Genomic DNA, 17,252 nt, shown 5'->3' with positions numbered 1-17,252 from the left:
CCGCCTCACCAGCGGTAGCGCAGGGTCGCGTAGACCGTGCGCGGCAGGCCGTAATAGCAGCCCGAATAGGTGAAGCAGCCGGTCACGTAGCGCTCGTCGAGCAGGTTCTGCACGTTGATCTGCGCCGTGAGCCCCGTCAGCCGCGGGTCGAGATGCTTCATGTCGTAGGAGGCGACGGCGTCGAGCAGCACGCTCTCCGGCACCTTGAAGGTGTTGGCCGGATCGCCCCAGGACGGCCCGAGATAGCGCACGCCGCCGCCGAGGCCGAGGCCGAGCAGCGGGCCCTCGGTGAAGCGGTAATCGACGAACAGCGAGGCGGTCGTGTCCGGCACCTGCACCGGCCGCAGGCCCTGGAGCGACACCTGCCGGCGGGTCAGGTCGTTCGTGGTGAAGCCGGTGTCGCGGACGTTGCGGATGTCGAGGAGCGAGAAGCCGCCCATCAGGCTGAGACCCTCGGCGACGGTGGCCCGCGCCTCGAACTCGACGCCCTGCACGCCGACCTCGCCGGTCTGCACGACGAAGCCGGGATTGATTGGGTCGGTGGCGGTCGCGTTCGAGCGGCGGATGTCGAAGAACGCGGTGGTCAGCAGGATGTCGGTGCCGGGCGGCTGGTACTTGATGCCGGCCTCGTACTGGTTGCTGGCGATCGGGACCGGGATGCGCCCGGCCGAGCCGAAGGCCGCGTCGAAGATCCGCCCGTTGACGATCGGCTCGAACGCCTCGCTGTAGGAGACGTACGGGGCGACGCCGCTGTCGAACAGGTAGAGCAGGCTGGCGCGGCCGGTGAAGGCCTCGGCCGGCACGTCCTGGATGGTCAGCCCGTTCGGCGCGAAGGTGCGGGTCGGGCCGGTCTGCCGGGCGGTGTCGTAGCGGCCGCCGAGCGTCAGGATGAAGCGGTCGAACTTCGCCTGATCCTGGAAGTACACGCCGGTCTGCTGCGCGTCGATCCGCGCGGTCGACGTGAAGGCGGGGAACCGGATCGGCAGGTCGTGGTCGGGGGCGAGGGCGTTCAGGCTCGTCGTCGCCGGGAACGGGCCGGTGACGGAGCGCGTGCTGAAGGTCCGGTGGTCGACGCCGAGCAGCGCCGTGTGGGCGATCGGGCCGGTGTCGAAATCGGCGATGAAGTTGTTGTCCATCGTGTAGGCTTCGATGTCCACCTGGGTGCCGCCGACCGAGCGGCCGATGATCGGGCCGCTCGTGTACGGGCCGTTGACGTCGCCGAAGGTCGTGAACGCGCTGCGGTAGTCGCCGTTCGAGCGCAGGTAGCGGCCGGCCGAGTGGAAGCGCAGGTTCTCGGTGACCCGGTGGTCGAACAGGTACTCGATGGACGCTTGGGTGCGGTCCGAGCGCTCGATGGTGCGGTCGCCGTCGTAGAAGTTCACCGGCAGCCGGCCGAAGACGCCGCTGCCGAAATTGCGCGGGAACACCGTCCCGACGGCCGGGAAGCCGCCGTAGAAGCCCGAGAACGGGTCGCGCTGGTAGTTGGCGATGATGGTGAGCGACGTGTCGGCCGAGGGCCGCCACGTGAGGCTCGGGTTGATGAAGGCGCGCTCGACCTTGGTCGTCACCGCCGGCCCGTCGCCGTTCCAGCCGAGGCCGACGACCCTGTAGGCGAACTGGTCGGCGAGCCCCGGGATGTCGGACGCGATCGGACCGCCGATGTCGAAGCCGCCGCGGACCTCGCTGAAGCCGCCGCCCTGGACGAAGATCTCGCCGTGGCGGACGAATTGCGGCACCTTCGAGACGAGGTTGACGAGGCCGCCCGGACCGGACTGCCCGTAGAGAACCGAGGCCGGCCCCTTGATGATGTCGACCCGCTCCAGGCGGTAGGGGTCGACGCTGGGGAAGGCGTCGCGGTTCGAGGGCAGCGCCATGTTGTCGAGGAAGATCGGCGCGGTGAAGCCGCGGATGTAGAACTGCTCCAGGCGGGTCGAGCCCGCGCCGCCCCGCTGCTCGGTGGTGACGCTCGGGGTGAAGCGCAGCGCCTGGTTGATGGTGAGCGCGTTCTGATCCTCGATCTGCTGCCGCCCGATCACCGAGACCGACTGCGCCGTCTCCAGGATGGGCGTGTCGGTCTTCGTGCCGACCGTGCTGCGGCTGGCGACGTAGCCGGGCACCGGCCCGGTCGCGCCGCCGCGCCCGTAAAGGTCGCTGTTCAGGCTGCGCCCGCTCGCCTCGCCCATCACGCTGAGTTCGGACAGTTCGATCTCCGTGCCGGGCGCGGGCTGAGCGATCGCGGCCGCCCCGAGAGCCAGCAGAGATGTCGACGACACTAACCCGATCCGGAGCAGCCTCTCCGCATGATCGAACGCGCGCGGCGCGCTCCGGTCACCAACATATCTCGACATTACACCGACTCTAAACAAGCATTACTGGGCGTTGATACGCTCCGATAGCCAGCTATCACGGATCCGTGACCAGTATGTGCCTTTGAAGACACAACTCTAGGAATCGTATTTTGGTATTGATCTAATGAAAATATACGCCAGCCCGGTCCGGATCGCCGCGCGGGATCGGGCGGGACCGAGCGCCTCCGGAGAGCCCCGCCGCCAGGACGGGCGGGAGAGCACCCGCGGCCGGCGGCGCGGGGACAAAACGCCCGTTCCCGGCGACGAGCACCCCGCGTAAGATCGCCGGCGCCGCGATCGAGGCGGCCCGGCGCGGATGCCGCCCCGTCGGCCCTCACGCCGTTCGCCGATGACCGAGCCGATATCCGCCGCGGCCCACGCCCGCACAATCCTGGCCGCGCACGAGCATCGCCGCCAGATCGCGCCGCTGACCGACTGGGATCCGGCCCTCGACCTGCCGGCCGCCTACCGGGTGGCGGAGGCGGTCCGGGCCCTGCGCGCGGAACGCGGCGAGCGGCCCGTCGGCTACAAGATCGGCTTCACCAACACGACCCTGTGGGAGCGCTACGGCGTCCGGGCGCCGATCTGGGGACCTGTCTACGACACGACCCTGCGCGACCGGGCCGCGCTGTCGGGGCCGGTGCCGCTCGCCGCCTTCGTCGAGCCGCGGATCGAGCCGGAGATCGTGTTCGGGCTGGCGCGCGCGCCGGAATCCGGCATGGACGCCGAGGCGCTGATCGCCTGCCTCGACTGGGCGGCGAGCGGATTCGAGATCGTGCAGTCGCTCTACCCCGGCTGGCGCTTCACCGCGCCCGACACCGTCGCGGCTTTCGGGTTGCACGGGCTGCTGGTGGTGGGCGAGCGGGTGCCGATTGCGCCGGGCGCGCGATCCGCCTGGATCGACGGCCTCGCGGGCTTCACCGTCGACCTGCTGCGGGACGGGGTTGTCGCCGACCGGGGCGGGGGCCGCTGCGTCCTCGGGACGGGGCCGCTCGGAGCCCTCGGCCACCTCGTCGATGCGCTGGCTAACGATCCGGCGGCCCTGCCGCTCCCGGCCGGCACAATCGTCACCACCGGCACGCTGACGGACGCGCTTCCCGTCGCCTCGGGCCAGCACTGGCACACGCGACTCGGGGGGCTGCGGCTTCCCGGCATCGACCTTGCCCTGAGCTGAAAGGCCCGGCACGGATTATCGTGTCGGGATCGTGCGGTTTCCCGGACCGGCTCCGGGATTCAGGCATTGGTGATGGTTAGCCGACATGCCAAATGCTGGACCATGCCTGGACGCCTGCGGCGACGCCACACGACCTTCCTCGTCTCCGTCACCGCGGAGGGCTCCGGCCCGGCGTCGGGCGCGACGGTCTACGCGGTGATGAAGCCCTGCGCCGAGGAGGCGCTGGAGGCCGTCCGCCCCCTCGCGGGCCCGTCGGCCGCCCTCGCCGTCGTGGGGAGCCTGTCCACCCGGATCGCCAAGGCCCTCAAGCTGAAGCCCGACGAGCCGCGGGTGATCTGAGCCGCGCTCCCGATCCGGCTTCCCGGCCCGGCGGCGGCTCAGTCGACCGCGAGCCGGTAGCCGACGCCCCGCACGGTCTGCAGGAAGACCGGGTTGGCGGGGTCGACCTCGGTCTTGCGGCGCAGGCGGTTGATCTGCACGTCGACGGTGCGCTCCGCCGCGGCGCCGCCCGGACCGGCGAGCTGCTCGCGCTCGACATTGGCGCCGCCCGCCATGGCCAGGATCGTCAGGATCTCGCGCTCGCGCTCGGTGATGCGGATCAGCTCGTCGTCCCGGCGCAGCTCGCCGCGGTCGATCCGGAACGCGAACGGCCCGAACGTCACCGCCTCGGCCGGCGCGGCACGGGGCCGCGCGCTGCGCTTGATGATGTTGTTGAGCCGCAGCGTCAGCTCCCGCGGCTCGAAGGGCTTCGGCAGGTAATCGTCGGCGCCGATCTCCAGCCCCATCACCCGGTCGTTCGGGTTGGAGCGCGCCGTGAGCATCAGGATCGGCACCCGCGAGGTCTCGCGCACGCTGCGGGCGTAGTCGAAGCCGTTCTCGCCGGGCATCATCACGTCGAGCACCATGGCGTCGAACACGACGCTCTGGGCCCGGGCCCGGGCCTCGGCGGCGCTCGCCGCCGCGGTGACCCGGAAGCCCTGGTCGGTGAGGTAGCGGGCGAGCAATTCGCGCAGGCGGCGGTCGTCGTCGACCACGAGGACGTGGGGCGCCTCGTCGGGCAGGTCCGCCCGGACAGCGTGGCTCACGCGCGCTCCTCCGCGCCGACCCGCCCCTCGGATCCGCCCCCGCGCCGCGCCATCAGCCGCTGGACCGCCGGGCGGTCCTCCGGCTCGATCATCGCCATCAGGAAATCCTCCGGGGAGCCTCGGGCATCCGGCGCCGCGAGCGCCCGGGCGAGGCGGCGGGCCTGGACCCGCGTGAGGTCGGCGGCGAGCCCGGCGCCGGACTCGGTGCAGTACAGGAGCCGCTGGCGCCGGTCGCTCGAACCGGGCTTCTGCGCGACGTAGCCCTGCCCGATCAGGTCCTTGAGCACCCGGTTCAGGCTCTGCTTGGTGATCCGCAGGATGTCGAGGAGTTCGGCGATCGTCAGGCCCGGGTAGCGGTCGACGAAGTGCAGGACGCGGTGGTGGGCGCGGCCGAAGCCGTAGGCGGCCAGGATCCGGTCGGGATCGCCCACGAAGTCCCGGTAGGCGAAGAACAGGAGTTCGATCAGGTCGTCGCTGCCGAGGGCGGCCGGCGCGGCGCCCGGGACGGGTTTCGGCGCGAAGATCTCCTCGCGCGGGGCTGTCCGTGTCACGGCGCGGCCGCTCCCAACGGGTGATAGGTCAGTCCCCGTGACGTTTCTCAAGGCGGCCCGGGCCCGTCAACCCTGGCCGGGGCGGCGGGGGCGCCGACCGCCCCGGATCCTCAAGCGGGATTGCCGCGGGTCCGGCCGCTCCGCTACGCAGGATCATCGAGCGACGGGAGCGGACGCGCATGGCCGAGGCAGCTGAACCGGGACCGGGAGGCCGCCTCTGGATCCGCGAGCCCCGCGCGATCCTGGCCGAGGGCGCCGGGGGCGGGATCGTCGTGGCGGGCACCCGGATCGTCGAGTGCGTGCCGGCGGGCGCGCGGCCCGCCGCGCCCGTGGACGGGACCTTCGACGCAACGCGCCACGTGGTCATCCCGGGGCTGATCAACACCCACCACCACGCCTTCCAGACGCTGACCCGCGCCCATCCGCTGGCGATCAACAAGCCGCTCTTCCCCTGGCTGAAGGCGCTCTACACCGTCTGGGGGCGGATCACCCCGGAGGCGTTCCGGCTCGCCACGCGGGTCGCCTTCACCGAGTTGCTGCTCTCGGGCTGCACCACGGCGGGCGACCACCACTACCTGTTCCCGAAGGGCCTGGACGAAGCGATGGACATCCAGGTCGCGGAGGCGCGGAGCCTCGGGATCCGGGCCGCGATCACCCGCGGCTCCATGAGCCTGTCCGACCGGGAGGGCGGGCTGCCGCCCGAGAGCCTGACCCAGGACGACGACACGATCCTCGCCGATTGCGAGCGGGTGCTGAACCTGTTCCACGACCCCGCTCCCGGCGCGATGGTGCAGGTCGCGCTCGCCCCCTGCTCGCCCTTCGCGGTGACCGAGCGCCTGATGCGCGAGAGCGCGGCGCTCGCGGCCCGGCACGGGTGCCGGCTCCACACCCATCTCGGCGAGACGCTGGACGAGGACGCCTATTGCCAGCAGATGTTCGGCTGCCGCCCGGTGGAGTACCTGGAGGAGGTCGGCTGGCTGAGCGACCGGGTCTGGCTCGCCCACGGCATCCACTTCACCGATGCCGAGGTCGCGCGGCTCGGCAAGGCCGGCGTGGGCGTCTGCCACTGCCCGACCTCGAACATGACCCTGGCGTCGGGCCGCTGCCGCACCTGCGAACTGGAGGCGGCGGGCTCGCCCGTCGGCCTCGGGGTCGACGGCTCGGCCTCGAACGACAGCTCGAACCTGATGGAGGGCGTGCGCCACGCCCTGATGATCAACCGGCTGACCTACGGGGCCGAGGCGGTGACGCACCGGGACGCGCTCCGCTGGGCGACCGAGGGCTCTGCCGCCTGCCTCGGCCGCGCCGACATCGGCCGGATCGCCCCGGGCCGCGAGGCCGACCTCGCGCTGTTCACCCTGGACGAGCTGCGCTTCTCCGGCGCCCACGACCCGCTGGCGGCGCTGGTCCTGTGCGGCGCCACCCGGGCCGACCGGGTGATGGTCGCGGGTCGGTGGCGGGTGATCGACGGGCAGCCGCTCGGGGTCGACACGGGGCTCCTGCGCGAGGCGCATTCGCGGCTGGCGGTGGACTTGTTCGGGGCGGTGTAGAGGGCGAGCCCTGACCCGACCCGCTCCGTCATCGCGAGCGGCCCACTTCGCGCTGCCTCCGCCGAACTGACGAGGCGACCCGCGGTGGACATCGTCCCGTCCGCGCCGGCCCGCGCGTCCGTCACGCCTGAACGGCGGGGCTCGTCCCTGGGCGAGCCCCGCGCGCGACCCTCAGAACAGCCCGTCGATCTGGCCGTTGGCGTCGAGCCGGATCGTGTCGGCGGCGGGCACCCGCGGCAGGCCCGGCATGGTCATGATCTCCCCGCAGATCGCCACCACGAAGCCGGCGCCGGCCGAGAGCCGGACGTCGCGCACGCCGACGATGTGGCCCTCGGGGGCGCCCATCAGGGTCGGGTCGGTGGAGAACGAGTACTGGGTCTTGGCCATGCAGATCGGCAGGTGGCCGTAGCCGTCCTTCTCGAAGGTGGCGAGCTTGCCGGCGGCCTTCGTCTCGATCTGGATGTCGGCGGCCCCGTAGAGCTTGGTGGCGATCGCCCGGATCTTGTCGGTGAGGCGGCTCTCGGTCTCGTAGGCGTGGCGGATCGGCGCCGGCTCGGCTTGGCTGAGCTTGACCACCGCGCGGGCGAGCTCCTCGGCCCCGGCGCCGCCCTCGGCCCAGTGGCGGCAGGTGATCGCCTCGACGTCGAGGCGCTCGCGGCACAGCTCCTTGAGCCTGGCGTGCTCGGCGTCGGTGTCGGCGTGGAAGTGGTTGACGCCGACCACCACCGGCAGGCCGAAACCGCGCAGGTTGGTCACGTGCCGGGCGAGGTTGGCGAAGCCCTTCTCCAGGGCGTCGATGTTCTCGGCCCCGAGGTTCTTCTTGTCGACGCCGCCGTGCATCTTGAGGGCGCGGATCGTCGCCACCACCACCACCGCCGAGGGGGTCAGGCCCGCCTGCCGGCACTTGATGTCGAGGAACTTCTCGGCGCCGAGATCGGCGCCGAAGCCGGCCTCCGTCACCGTGTAGTCGGCGAGCCGCAGGCCGGCGCGGGTGGCGATCACCGAGTTGCAGCCGTGGGCGATGTTGGCGAAGGGGCCGCCGTGGATCAGCGCCGGGTTGCCCTCGAGCGTCTGCACGAGGTTCGGCTGCAGGGCGTCCTTGAGCAGCACCGTCATGGCGCCGGTGGCCTTCACGTCCTTGAGGGTCACGAGCTTGCGGTCGCGGGTCTCGGCGATGACGATCCGGCCGAGGCGCTCCTCCAGGTCGGCGAGGTCCTTGGCGAGGCAGAACACCGCCATCACCTCGGAGGCCACCGTGATGTCGAACCCGTCCTCGCGGGGGAAGCCGTTGGCGACGCCGCCCAGCGACTGGGTGATCTGGCGGAGCGCCCGGTCGTTCATGTCGACGACGCGGCGCCAGTGGATGCGGCGGACGTCGATGTTGAGCTCGTTCGCCCAGTAGACGTGGTTGTCGATCAGCGCGGCCGCGAGGCTGTGGGCCGACGTGATGGCGTGGAAGTCGCCGGTGAAGTGCAGGTTGATCTGCTCCATCGGCACGACCTGCGCCTTGCCGCCGCCGGCCGCGCCCCCCTTCATGCCGAAGCACGGCCCGAGCGAGGGCTCGCGCAGGCAGATCATGGTCTTCTCGCCGATGCGGTTCAGGGCGTCGCCCAGGCCCACCGTGGTGGTGGTCTTGCCCTCGCCGGCCGGCGTCGGGGAAATCGCGGTGACCAGCACGAGCTTGCCGGGCTTCCGGCTCTCCAGCCCGGCGATGTAGCCGTGGTCGATCTTGGCGATGTGCTTGCCGTAATTGTGGAGCGCGTCATCCGGGATGCCGAGCGTCTCGGCGACCTGCGCGATCGGCTTCAGGGTCGCGGCGCGGGCGATCTCGATGTCTGACGGCATAGGCCTTCCTCCCTGACTCGCGGGCCGGTGCCCGCCGCCGGCTCTTGCCGTGCGAATGTCCTGCCGTGCGGGCTGCAGCGCGGCCGCCCGCGAACGGCTGCGCACTGTGCGTCAAACCGCTCGGAAATGCGCGTCGATTTTTATGAGGTGGCCGACAAAATACTCTTGTCGATCCGGAGAGAGTCGTCGCCGCGGCGCCGACCGCATCGCGCCCTCTCCAGCAGAGCTCAGTCCGCGGCGGCTAGGTCGCCCAGTCCCGCTCCGTGTGCGGACCCATCGCGACCGCGTCATCCCGGGGCCGCGCAGCGGAGCCCGGAACGACGACGTGGATCCCCGGTCGTCGATCTTCAGCACCGGGGTGAAGGTTCTGCAGCGTGTATCCCTGGACCCGCGGAGGGGAGGAGCGGCCCGGGACCCCGTCAGCCCCCCGACTTCTTGGCCTTGTCGGCGGCGCCCGGCGCCTCGTGCGGCTGCGGCGCGCCCTTCGGGAGTTCCGGGTTCTCGGCGTTGTGCGGGGCCGCCACCGGGGCCGGCACGGTCTCGGCGGTGGCGGTCGGCTTCTCGATGTCGGGCAGGCCGTCCTTCAGCTTCGCGTTGATCTGCGCGAGGTCGTCCGGCTCGGGGTTCAGGTCCTTGGCGTGCTGCCACTGGAACTTGCCCTCGAGGCGCCGGCCCGAGCGCCAGTAGGCGTCGCCGAGGTGGTCGTTGATGGTCGGATCGCCGGGCTTCAGCTCGACCGCCTTCTCCAGCTCGCGCACCGCGTCGTCCCAGCGGCCGAGGCGGTAATAGGCCCAGCCGAGACTGTCGACGATCATGCCGTCCCGGGGACTCGCGTCGGCGGCCTGCTGCAGCAGCTTGAACGCCTCGTCGATGTTGGTGTTCTGATCGACCCAGGAATAGCCGAGATAGTTCATCACCTGCGCCTTGGCGGCCGGCTGGTTGGCCGGCACCAGGGACAGGGCCTTCTTCAGGTCGGCCTCGGCCTTCGGCCACTGCTTGGCGCGCTCGTAGGCGGTGCCGCGGAAATAGTAGGTCGTCCAGTAACTGGCCTGCGGCCGGTCGCCGATCAGGCCGATGGCGCGGGTGTAGGTGGCCGCCGCCTCCTCGTACTTCTTGCGGGCGCGCTGCACGTTGCCCAGCGCCGTGATGACGTCGATGTCGTCCGGGTGCGCCTTCATGGCCGCGTCGAGATGGGCCAGGGCCTCGTCGCCCTTGCCCATCTGCTCCAGGTTCAGGCCGATCTGGATGTCGGCGTTGAGCTTGAGCGGGGAATTGGCCGGGATCTGCGCGTAGGCCTCGTTGGCGCGCTCGGGCTGCTTCATCCGGTCGAGCGTGTCGGCCAGCGTCAGCCGGGCGAGCGCGTGGTCGGGGGCGAGGTAGAGGGCCAGCCGCAGGTAGATCACGGCGGGCAGCTCGTCGCCCTGGGTCGAGCCGGCGGAGCCGAGCCCGTACAGCACCTCGGCGGCGCCCTCCTGGGCGGTGCCGATCAGCCGCGTGAGCGGCTTGCCCTCCTTCAGCTTCTCGAGGGCGTCGCGCACCAGCGGGTGGCGCGGCGAGAGCTGGTCGAAGTCGGAATAGGCCTGGATCGCCAGGTCGGTGCGGCCGAGGCTGGCCTCCATCCGGGCGTAGGCGTCGACGATCCGCAGGGTGTTGTGGTCGGCGTCGTAGGCGGCCTTGAGGCGGCGCTCGGCCTCGGCGTTGTCGCCGGTCACCGACGCGATCAGGCCGGCATGGTAGTCCCGGAAGGTGTTGTAGTAGCGCTCGCCCCGGAGCTTGTTGACCGTCTCCAGCGCCTTCTTGCCGTCGCCGGCGCCCGCGTAGGACCAGGCGGTCAGCAGCGTCGCGGTGAGGTCGGTGGCCGCCCCGCGGCCGCTGCGCGCGAAGTTCTGGCGGGCGGCGGCCCACTGGCCGGCCTTGATCTGGCGCACCCCGAGGGAGAGGTTGGCGAGCCCGTTGGTCGGATCGCGGGCGATCAGCTTCTCGGCGGTGCGGAACGCGTCCGGCAGGGCGCCGTCGGCCAGCAGCGAGATGAAGGCGCGCTCGACCAGCTCGGCGTTGCGCGGGTCGGCCTTGACCGCCTCGCGGTAGAAGGTCGCCGCCGCCGCCGTGTCCCGGGACGCGCCCGCGATGTAGGCGGAGAGGAAGTTGCCCTCCAGCGAGTCCGCGGGCTCGTAATCGAGCACCGGGGTCGATTCCTTCGGCTGCGCGGCGAGCACGGTCTGCGGGAGCCCGGCGGCGAGCAGCAGGGCGAGCGCCGAAACGCTCCGGCGGGCGCGTGTCATCATCATGAACCGATCGCGGCTCCTGGGCGCCGGCCCGTCGGGGGCCGGGCGCGAGAATGGCGGGGCATCCCCGAAAAAACGCTGGGGACACTGAACCCATCCCGCCAGCCCCGCAAGGCGAAAGGATGGCGCGGGGGCGGATGCCCGGGTCGTCCGCCTTCCCGTCCTCGGCTCCTCGGCCGAGGGCGGCCCTCACATGTTCGGGTAGTTCGGCCCGCCCGGCCCCTCCGGCGTCACCCAGTCGATGTTCTGGTTCGGATCCTTGATGTCGCAGGTCTTGCAGTGGACGCAGTTCTGGGCGTTGATCTGGTAGCGCACGCCGTCGCTGGCGGACGCGTCCTCCACCCACTCGTAGACGCCCGCCGGGCAGTAGCGCCCCGAGGGTCCGCCGTAGACGTCGTGCTCGGAGCGCTTCTGCAGCTCCAGGTCGCGGACCTTGAGGTGGGGCGGCTGGTCCTCCTCGTGGTTGGTGTTCGACAGGTAGACCGAGGAGAGCCGGTCGAAGGTCAGCTTGCCGTCGGGCTTCGGGTAGACGATCGGCGTCACCTCGGAGAGCGGCTTGAGGCAGGCGTGATCCGGCTTGCCGTGCTTGAGCGTGCCGAACGGCGAGGCGCCCAGGATGCTGGTCGCCCACATGTCGATGCCGCCGAGGCCGACGCCGACAAGCGTGCCGTAGCGCGACCAGAGCGGCTTGACGTTGCGCACCGCCTTCAGGTCCTGCCCGATCGGGCTGTCGCGCCAGCCGGCCTCGTAGGCGGTGAGCTCGTCCCCGGCGCGGCCCGCCTTCAGGGCGTCCGCGATGGCGTCGGCCGCCTGCATGCCCGAGAGGATCGCGTTGTGCGAGCCCTTGATCCGCGGCACGTTCACGAAGCCCGCCGAGCAGCCGACCAGGCAGCCGCCGGGGAAGACCAGCTTCGGCACCGACTGCCAGCCGCCCTCCATGATGGCGCGCGCGCCGTAGCCGATGCGCTTGGCGCCCTCGAAGGTCTCGGCGATCAGCGGGTGGGTCTTGAACCGCTGGAACTCCTCGAACGGCGACAGGGTCGGGTTCTCGTAGTTCAGGTGCGTGACGAAGCCGACCGAGAGCAGGTTGTCGTCGAAATGGTAGAGCCAGGAGCCGCCGCCGGCCCTGTTGGGCAGCGGCCAGCCCATCGTGTGGCGCACCAGCCCCGGCTCGAACTTGCCGGGCGCGAGCTGCCAGAGCTCCTTCACGCCGAGCCCGTACTTGAACACGTCGCTGTGCCGGTTGAGCTCGAAGCGCCGGATCAGGCCCTTGGTCAGGTTGCCCCGGGCGCCCTCACCGAACACCGTGTACTTGGCGCGCAGCTCCATGCCGCGGGTGTAGTCCGCGCGCGGCTCGCCGGACTTGCCGATGCCGAGGTCGCCCGTGGCGACCCCAGCCACGGCGCCGTTCTCGTCGAACAGCACCTCGGAGGCCGGGAAGCCCGGATAGATCTCGACGCCGAGCGCCTCGGCCTGGACCCCGAGATACTTGCAGACGTTCGACAGCGAGCCGACGAAATTGCCGTGGTTCGACATGAGCTTGGGGAAGAACACGTTCGGCAGGGTGATGCCGCTGTTCTTGGTGAGCATCATGAACTCGTCGCGCTGCACCTCCGTCTTGAGCGGCCGCTCCGGGTCCTGGCGCCACTCCGGCAGGAGCCGGTCGAGGCCGATCGGGTCGATCACCGCCCCCGACAGGATGTGGGCGCCGACCTCCGAGCCCTTCTCGACGACGACGACCGAGATCTCCTCGCCGATCTCGGCGGCGCGCTGCTTCAGGCGGATCGCGGTGGCGAGGCCGGCCGGGCCGGCGCCCACCACGACCACGTCGAAATCCATGCTCTCGCGTTCGGGCAGCGCCATTCTCGCCTCTCCTTTTCTTCTTCCCGCGCCCGATTTGTCGACGGGCCGGCATCCCTGCTGCCGTCTCAAGCGATTCCAAGCTAGAAAGGCAAGTTGCCGACGCCCAGACTTAAGGCAAAGTTCCCTTTGCCGCACGGGCGGCGGCCCCGCCGCCGGGAGCGCCGCCGGGAGCGCCGCCCGGGGCGCGCCGTTCCGTCACGCAAGTCTCTGCGCGGGAGCGGGTTTTCCGACGTTGTCCACAGGCCTCGGCCACCCCACATACTTGTCCACATGCCGAGCCCCTCCGACGCGCAAGCCGACCTGATCGCCTATCTCGACTTCCACGTGGAGGCCGGCGCCGACGCGGTGCTCGACGAGCGCCCGCACGACCGCTTCACCGAGGCGGACGCGCCCGCGCCGACCTTCGGCCGCGCCGCCAGCGCCCAGCCCGACGAGGCCGCGAGCGACGCCCGCGCCCGGGCGCGACAGGCCAAGAGCCTGGACGAGCTCGAGCGGATCCTGGCCGAGTTCGACGCCTGCCCGCTGCGCTTCACCGCCAAGAACCTCGTCTTCGCCGACGGCAATCCCGAGGCGCGGGTGATGTTTCTCGGCGAGGCGCCCGGCGCCGACGAGGATCGGATCGGCAAGCCCTTCATGGGCCGCTCGGGCCAGCTCCTCGACAAGATGATGAAGGCGGTCGGGCTCGACCGGACGAGCGCCTATATCGGCAACATCGTGCCCTGGCGGCCACCGGGCAACCGCAACCCGACCCCGCAGGAGGTGGCGGTGTGCCGGCCGTTCGTGGAGCGCCAGATCGAGCTCGTCGATCCGGACATTATCGTCTGCCTCGGCGCGCCCGCGACCCAGACGCTGACCGGCACCAAGGACGGCATCCTGCGGACCCGCGGCCGCCTCTTCCCGTACAAGTTGCCGAACCGCGAGGTGAAGCTGCTCGCCACCCTCCACCCGGCCTTCCTGCTGCGTCAGCCGGTCCAGAAGCGCCTCGCGTGGCGCGATTTCCGGTCCCTGCGCGCCCTGCTCGACGGGAAAGCTTGACCGCGAGCTTGACCGGAGTGACGGAACCGGCTCTCCCCTCCCGCCATTAGAGCTTCGTTCCCGCTGCCGGTGCCCCGGCGGCCGGACACGACGACGCACAGCAAACCGTGGGCTGCCCGGGGCGGCCGGCGCAGCATCGATGGCGGGACCCAACCATGCGCTGGGAAGATCTACGCAGCTCGGACAACGTCGAGGATCGGCGCGGTGAAGGCGGCGGCGGGGGCGGCATGGGCTTTCCCGGCGGCGGTGCCGGCGGGCTCGGCATCGGCACCATCGTGGTGCTGCTGATCGTCAGCTACTTCACGGGCATCAACCCGGCGATCCTGATCGGCGGCGCCGAGCGGATCGGCGGCGGCCGCGGCCAGCAGGAGCAGCCCGCCGACCCGCAGACCCAGGCCAAGCGCCGCCAGGCGCCGACCGACGAGAGCGGGCGCTTCGCCTCGAAGATCCTGGGCAACACCGAGGACGTGTGGAGCCAGATCCTGCCGCAGCAGACCGGCAAGCAGTACACGCCGACGACGCTGGTGCTCTACACCGGCGGCACCCGCTCCGGCTGCGGCTCGGCCCAGGCCGCGATGGGCCCGTTCTACTGCCCGCTCGACAAGAAGGTCTATCTCGACACGGGCTTCTTCAAGGAGATGGCCTCGAAGTTCGGCGTGAAGGGCGATTTCGCCTACGCCTACGTGATCGCCCACGAGGTAGGCCACCACGTCCAGGACGTGCTCGGCATCCTCGGCAAGGTCCAGGCCCGCCAGCAGCAGGCCTCCAGCAAGACCGAGGCGAACGCCCTCTCGGTGCGGATCGAGCTGATGGCCGACTGCCTCGCCGGCGTGTGGGCCAAGAACTCCAACGACAAGTACGCCGAGCTGGATCAGGGCGACATCGACGAGGCGCTCAACGCCGCCGCGCAGATCGGCGACGACGCGCTCCAGCAGCGCTCGCGGGGCTACGTGGTGCCGGATTCCTTCACCCACGGCTCCTCGGCGCAGCGCCAGCGCTGGTTCATGGCCGGCTACAAGAGCGGCCAGACCAAGGCCTGCGACACGTTCCGGACGGCCAACAACTGAGGGCGGATCGCGGTTTCACGCGCTGACCCCGTCATCGCGCGGAGCGAAGCGACCCGAGGGCGGCGCGACACTGGATTGCTCTGTTGCGCGCCCCTTGAGGGGGATGGAGCTTCCCATTCCTGCTCCGCCCCCTCACTCAGCGAAGGTCGCGACGGCGTGTCTTGCGGTGGCGGCGAGAGGGCGCGGTGCTCAATCTGAGGACCCTCGTCGTGGGCCGGCCTGCCGTGGGAGCCTTGCAGGTTGACACTTCGGTCCAGCAACACCGGTTCAAGCTTGAGCGCGGGTCCCCTCTCCCGCGCGGGTGAGGGGGCTCGTCGCGCCTGATCGCAGATCCGGCTGGAGCCCGTCCGACCGCGGCAGGTCAGCCCTTGCTCAACCGCCTCGCGTTGGCCTGGACCTTCCGCCGGTAGCTGCGGATCACCTTGCCGTTCGAGGCGCCGGCGGCCAGCATGAGCGCCGCCTCGCCGGCGGCCAGCATCTTCTCGGTTACCATGAGCTGCGCCTCGGCCTGGGCCGCGGGGCCGCCGAGGGCGAACATCGCCATGCGCTGCGCGATGACGCCCTGCGCCTCCAGCCCCAGCATGGCCATGTCCATGCCCGTCATCCACCAACCGAACAGCATCGCGATCCTCTTGTTGCCTGTGGCAACGGCCGAGCCTGATCCTGGGTCCCGGGATGCGCCCAGGTCTGCGCCGGACGCAAGCGTTATCCCGCACTGCGGCAGCCCGCCTTTGCGCCGCGTCGGCCGATGCCGTAAGCGCCCGGGATACTCCCGGACACCTTCCGGACAGCGACCTCCCGGACAGCGCCCGCCGCCATGATACGCCTGGACAAGATCACCAAGCAGAACGGGCGGCAGCTCGTCTTCATCGAGGCCTCGGCCGCGCTTCAGCGCGGCGAGAAGGTCGGGCTGGTCGGACCGAACGGGGCCGGCAAGACCACCCTGTTCCGGATGATCATCGGCCAGGAGCAGCCCGACGAGGGGCAGGTCGCGGCCGACCGGGGCATCACCATCGGCTATTTCAGCCAGGATGTCGGCGAGATGTCGGGCCGCAGCGTCGTCACCGAGGTGATGGACGGGGCCGGTCCCGTGAGCGCGGTGGCGGCCGAGCTCGCCGAGCTCGGCGCCGCGCTCGCCGACCCGGACCGGGCCGACGAGATGGACGCCCTGGTCGAGCGCTACGGCGAGGTCCAGGCCCGGTTCGAGGAGCTCGACGGCTACGCCCTGGAGGGCCGGGCCCGCGAGGTGCTCGACGGCCTCAGCTTCAGCCAGGAGATGATGGACGGCGATGTCGGCGCCCTCTCGGGCGGCTGGAAGATGCGCGTGGCGCTCGCCCGCATCCTGCTGATGCGCCCGGACGTGATGCTCCTCGACGAGCCGTCGAACCACCTCGACCTCGAGAGCCTGATCTGGCTCGAATCGTTCCTGAAGGCCTATGACGGCGCCCTGCTGATGACCTCGCACGACCGCGAGTTCATGAACCGCATCGTCACCAAGGTGATCGAGATCGATGCCGGCGCGCTCACCACCTACTCGGGCGACTACGCCTTCTACGAGGGGCAGCGGAAGCTGAACGAGGCGCAGCAGCAGGCGCAGTTCGAGCGCCAGCAGGCCATGCTCGCCAAGGAGATCGCCTTCATCGAGCGCTTCAAGGCCCGGGCCTCGCACGCCGCCCAGGTGCAGAGCCGGGTGAAGAAGCTCGACAAGATCGAGCGCGTGGAGCCGCCCCGGCGGCGGCAATCGGTGGCCTTCGAGTTCCAGCCGGCGCCCCGCTCCGGCGACGACGTCGTGATGCTGAAAGGCGTGCACAAGCGCTACGGCAGCCGCACGATCTACGAGGGGCTCGACTTCTCGGTGCGGCGCCGGGAGCGCTGGTGCGTGATGGGCATCAACGGCGCCGGCAAGTCGACGCTCCTGAAGCTCGTGACCGGCACCACCGCGCCCGACGACGGCTCGGTCACGGTCGGCGGCAGCGTCAAGCTCGGCTACTTCGCCCAGCACGCCATGGACCTGCTCGACGGCGACCGCACCGTGTTCCAGACCCTGGAGGATTCCTTCCCGCAGGCCGGCCAGGGCTCGCTGCGGGCGCTGGCCGGCTGCTTCGGCTTCTCGGGGGACGACGTCGAGAAGCGCTGCCGGGTGCTCTCGGGCGGCGAGAAGGCGCGGCTGGTCATGGCGCTGATGCTCTACGACCCGCCGAATTTCCTGGTGCTCGACGAGCCGACCAACCACCTCGACATGGGCACCAAGGAGATGCTGATCGAGGCGCTGGCCAATTACGAGGGCACGATGCTGTTCGTGTCCCACGACCGGCACTTCCTGGCCGCTCTCTCGAACCGGGTGCTCGAAGTCACGCCCGAGGGGATCCACCAGTACGGCGGCGGCTACACCGAGTACGTGGCCCGCACCGGCCAGGAGGCGCCCGGCCTGCGGAGCTGAGGGGCCACG

The 17,252-nt window shown here is 70.8% G+C and carries 13 protein-coding genes; 6 read left to right on the top strand and 7 right to left on the bottom strand.

The window, feature by feature from the left end:
* Window positions 1-5: 5 nt before the first annotated feature.
* Window positions 6-2,348: a TonB-dependent siderophore receptor gene (locus MOTC310_RS26920; protein ID WP_331303957.1), complete on the bottom strand. Its 2,343-nt coding sequence runs from the start codon at window positions 2,346-2,348 to the stop codon at window positions 6-8.
* Between the two features lie 349 nt (window positions 2,349-2,697).
* Here MOTC310_RS26920 and MOTC310_RS26915 point away from each other — a divergent pair, with 349 nt between their 5' ends.
* Complete coding sequence (locus tag MOTC310_RS26915) at window positions 2,698-3,522, top strand: 2-keto-4-pentenoate hydratase (protein ID WP_331303956.1); 825 nt, start codon at window positions 2,698-2,700, stop codon at window positions 3,520-3,522.
* A 102-nt stretch (window positions 3,523-3,624) separates the two neighbouring features.
* Window positions 3,625-3,861, top strand: coding sequence for a hypothetical protein (locus tag MOTC310_RS26910; protein ID WP_331303955.1), 237 nt, complete (start codon window positions 3,625-3,627; stop codon window positions 3,859-3,861).
* Window positions 3,862-3,899: 38 nt separating this feature from the next.
* Here MOTC310_RS26910 and MOTC310_RS26905 read toward each other — a convergent pair whose 3' ends face one another.
* Window positions 3,900-4,607, bottom strand: a complete 708-nt coding sequence (locus tag MOTC310_RS26905; RefSeq protein ID WP_331289403.1) for a response regulator — start codon at window positions 4,605-4,607, stop codon at window positions 3,900-3,902.
* Window positions 4,604-5,158 carry a MarR family winged helix-turn-helix transcriptional regulator gene (locus MOTC310_RS26900; protein WP_419539959.1) on the bottom strand — a complete coding sequence of 185 codons (555 nt, stop codon included), beginning with the start codon at window positions 5,156-5,158 and terminating at the stop codon, window positions 4,604-4,606. Before MOTC310_RS26900 ends, MOTC310_RS26905 begins: the two co-directional genes overlap by 4 nt.
* Before the next feature lie 179 nt (window positions 5,159-5,337).
* On the opposite strand from MOTC310_RS26900, the gene MOTC310_RS26895 reads away from it, so the two are divergent.
* Window positions 5,338-6,708 carry an 8-oxoguanine deaminase gene (locus tag MOTC310_RS26895; RefSeq protein ID WP_331303954.1) on the top strand — a complete coding sequence of 457 codons (1,371 nt, stop codon included), beginning with the start codon at window positions 5,338-5,340 and terminating at the stop codon, window positions 6,706-6,708.
* Window positions 6,709-6,879: 171 nt separating this feature from the next.
* Here MOTC310_RS26895 and MOTC310_RS26890 read toward each other — a convergent pair whose 3' ends face one another.
* From MOTC310_RS26890 to MOTC310_RS26880, 3 genes are all read right to left on the bottom strand, one after another.
* Window positions 6,880-8,553, bottom strand: coding sequence for a formate--tetrahydrofolate ligase (locus MOTC310_RS26890; RefSeq protein ID WP_331289401.1), 1,674 nt, complete (start codon window positions 8,551-8,553; stop codon window positions 6,880-6,882).
* A gap of 419 nt (window positions 8,554-8,972) precedes the next feature.
* Window positions 8,973-10,841, bottom strand: a complete 1,869-nt coding sequence (locus MOTC310_RS26885; RefSeq protein WP_331289400.1) for a tetratricopeptide repeat protein — start codon at window positions 10,839-10,841, stop codon at window positions 8,973-8,975.
* A 186-nt stretch (window positions 10,842-11,027) separates the two neighbouring features.
* Window positions 11,028-12,701 carry an electron transfer flavoprotein-ubiquinone oxidoreductase gene (locus tag MOTC310_RS26880; RefSeq protein ID WP_331289399.1) on the bottom strand — a complete coding sequence of 558 codons (1,674 nt, stop codon included), beginning with the start codon at window positions 12,699-12,701 and terminating at the stop codon, window positions 11,028-11,030.
* Window positions 12,702-12,971: 270 nt separating this feature from the next.
* On the opposite strand from MOTC310_RS26880, the gene MOTC310_RS26875 reads away from it, so the two are divergent.
* Window positions 12,972-13,736 (top strand): uracil-DNA glycosylase, encoded by a 765-nt coding sequence (locus MOTC310_RS26875; protein ID WP_331303953.1) that lies wholly within the window; start codon window positions 12,972-12,974, stop codon window positions 13,734-13,736.
* 155 nt (window positions 13,737-13,891) lie between these two features.
* Window positions 13,892-14,803, top strand: a complete 912-nt coding sequence (gene ypfJ, locus MOTC310_RS26870; RefSeq protein WP_331289398.1) for a KPN_02809 family neutral zinc metallopeptidase — start codon at window positions 13,892-13,894, stop codon at window positions 14,801-14,803.
* Between the two features lie 361 nt (window positions 14,804-15,164).
* Here the strand turns inward: ypfJ and MOTC310_RS26865 are convergent, their stop codons facing one another.
* The gene (locus MOTC310_RS26865) at window positions 15,165-15,425 is read right to left on the bottom strand and encodes a hypothetical protein (RefSeq protein ID WP_331289397.1); all 261 of its coding nucleotides are present in this window, start codon (window positions 15,423-15,425) and stop codon (window positions 15,165-15,167) included.
* 195 nt (window positions 15,426-15,620) lie between these two features.
* On the opposite strand from MOTC310_RS26865, the gene MOTC310_RS26860 reads away from it, so the two are divergent.
* A complete protein-coding gene (locus MOTC310_RS26860; RefSeq protein WP_331303952.1) occupies window positions 15,621-17,243 on the top strand; it encodes an ABC-F family ATP-binding cassette domain-containing protein in 1,623 nt (540 codons plus the stop codon).
* The last annotated feature ends 9 nt before the right edge of the window (window positions 17,244-17,252 follow it).

It is taken from the genome of Methylobacterium oryzae, from assembly GCF_036441375.1.
In the GTDB taxonomy this organism is placed as follows: domain Bacteria; phylum Pseudomonadota; class Alphaproteobacteria; order Rhizobiales; family Beijerinckiaceae; genus Methylobacterium; species Methylobacterium oryzae_A.
This window is presented reverse-complemented; position numbering and strand designations above follow the sequence as displayed.

Coding starts and splice junctions, on each gene's coding strand:
- MOTC310_RS26920 (WP_331303957.1), bottom strand. CDS start 2,348: ATGTCGAGATATGTTGGTGACCGGAGCGCGCCGCGCGCGTTCGATCAT.
- MOTC310_RS26915 (WP_331303956.1), top strand. CDS start 2,698: ATGACCGAGCCGATATCCGCCGCGGCCCACGCCCGCACAATCCTGGCC.
- MOTC310_RS26910 (WP_331303955.1), top strand. CDS start 3,625: ATGCCTGGACGCCTGCGGCGACGCCACACGACCTTCCTCGTCTCCGTC.
- MOTC310_RS26895 (WP_331303954.1), top strand. CDS start 5,338: ATGGCCGAGGCAGCTGAACCGGGACCGGGAGGCCGCCTCTGGATCCGC.
- MOTC310_RS26890 (WP_331289401.1), bottom strand. CDS start 8,553: ATGCCGTCAGACATCGAGATCGCCCGCGCCGCGACCCTGAAGCCGATC.
- MOTC310_RS26885 (WP_331289400.1), bottom strand. CDS start 10,841: ATGATGATGACACGCGCCCGCCGGAGCGTTTCGGCGCTCGCCCTGCTG.
- MOTC310_RS26880 (WP_331289399.1), bottom strand. CDS start 12,701: ATGGCGCTGCCCGAACGCGAGAGCATGGATTTCGACGTGGTCGTGGTG.
- MOTC310_RS26875 (WP_331303953.1), top strand. CDS start 12,972: ATGCCGAGCCCCTCCGACGCGCAAGCCGACCTGATCGCCTATCTCGAC.
- ypfJ (WP_331289398.1), top strand. CDS start 13,892: ATGCGCTGGGAAGATCTACGCAGCTCGGACAACGTCGAGGATCGGCGC.
- MOTC310_RS26865 (WP_331289397.1), bottom strand. CDS start 15,425: ATGCTGTTCGGTTGGTGGATGACGGGCATGGACATGGCCATGCTGGGG.
- MOTC310_RS26860 (WP_331303952.1), top strand. CDS start 15,621: ATGATACGCCTGGACAAGATCACCAAGCAGAACGGGCGGCAGCTCGTC.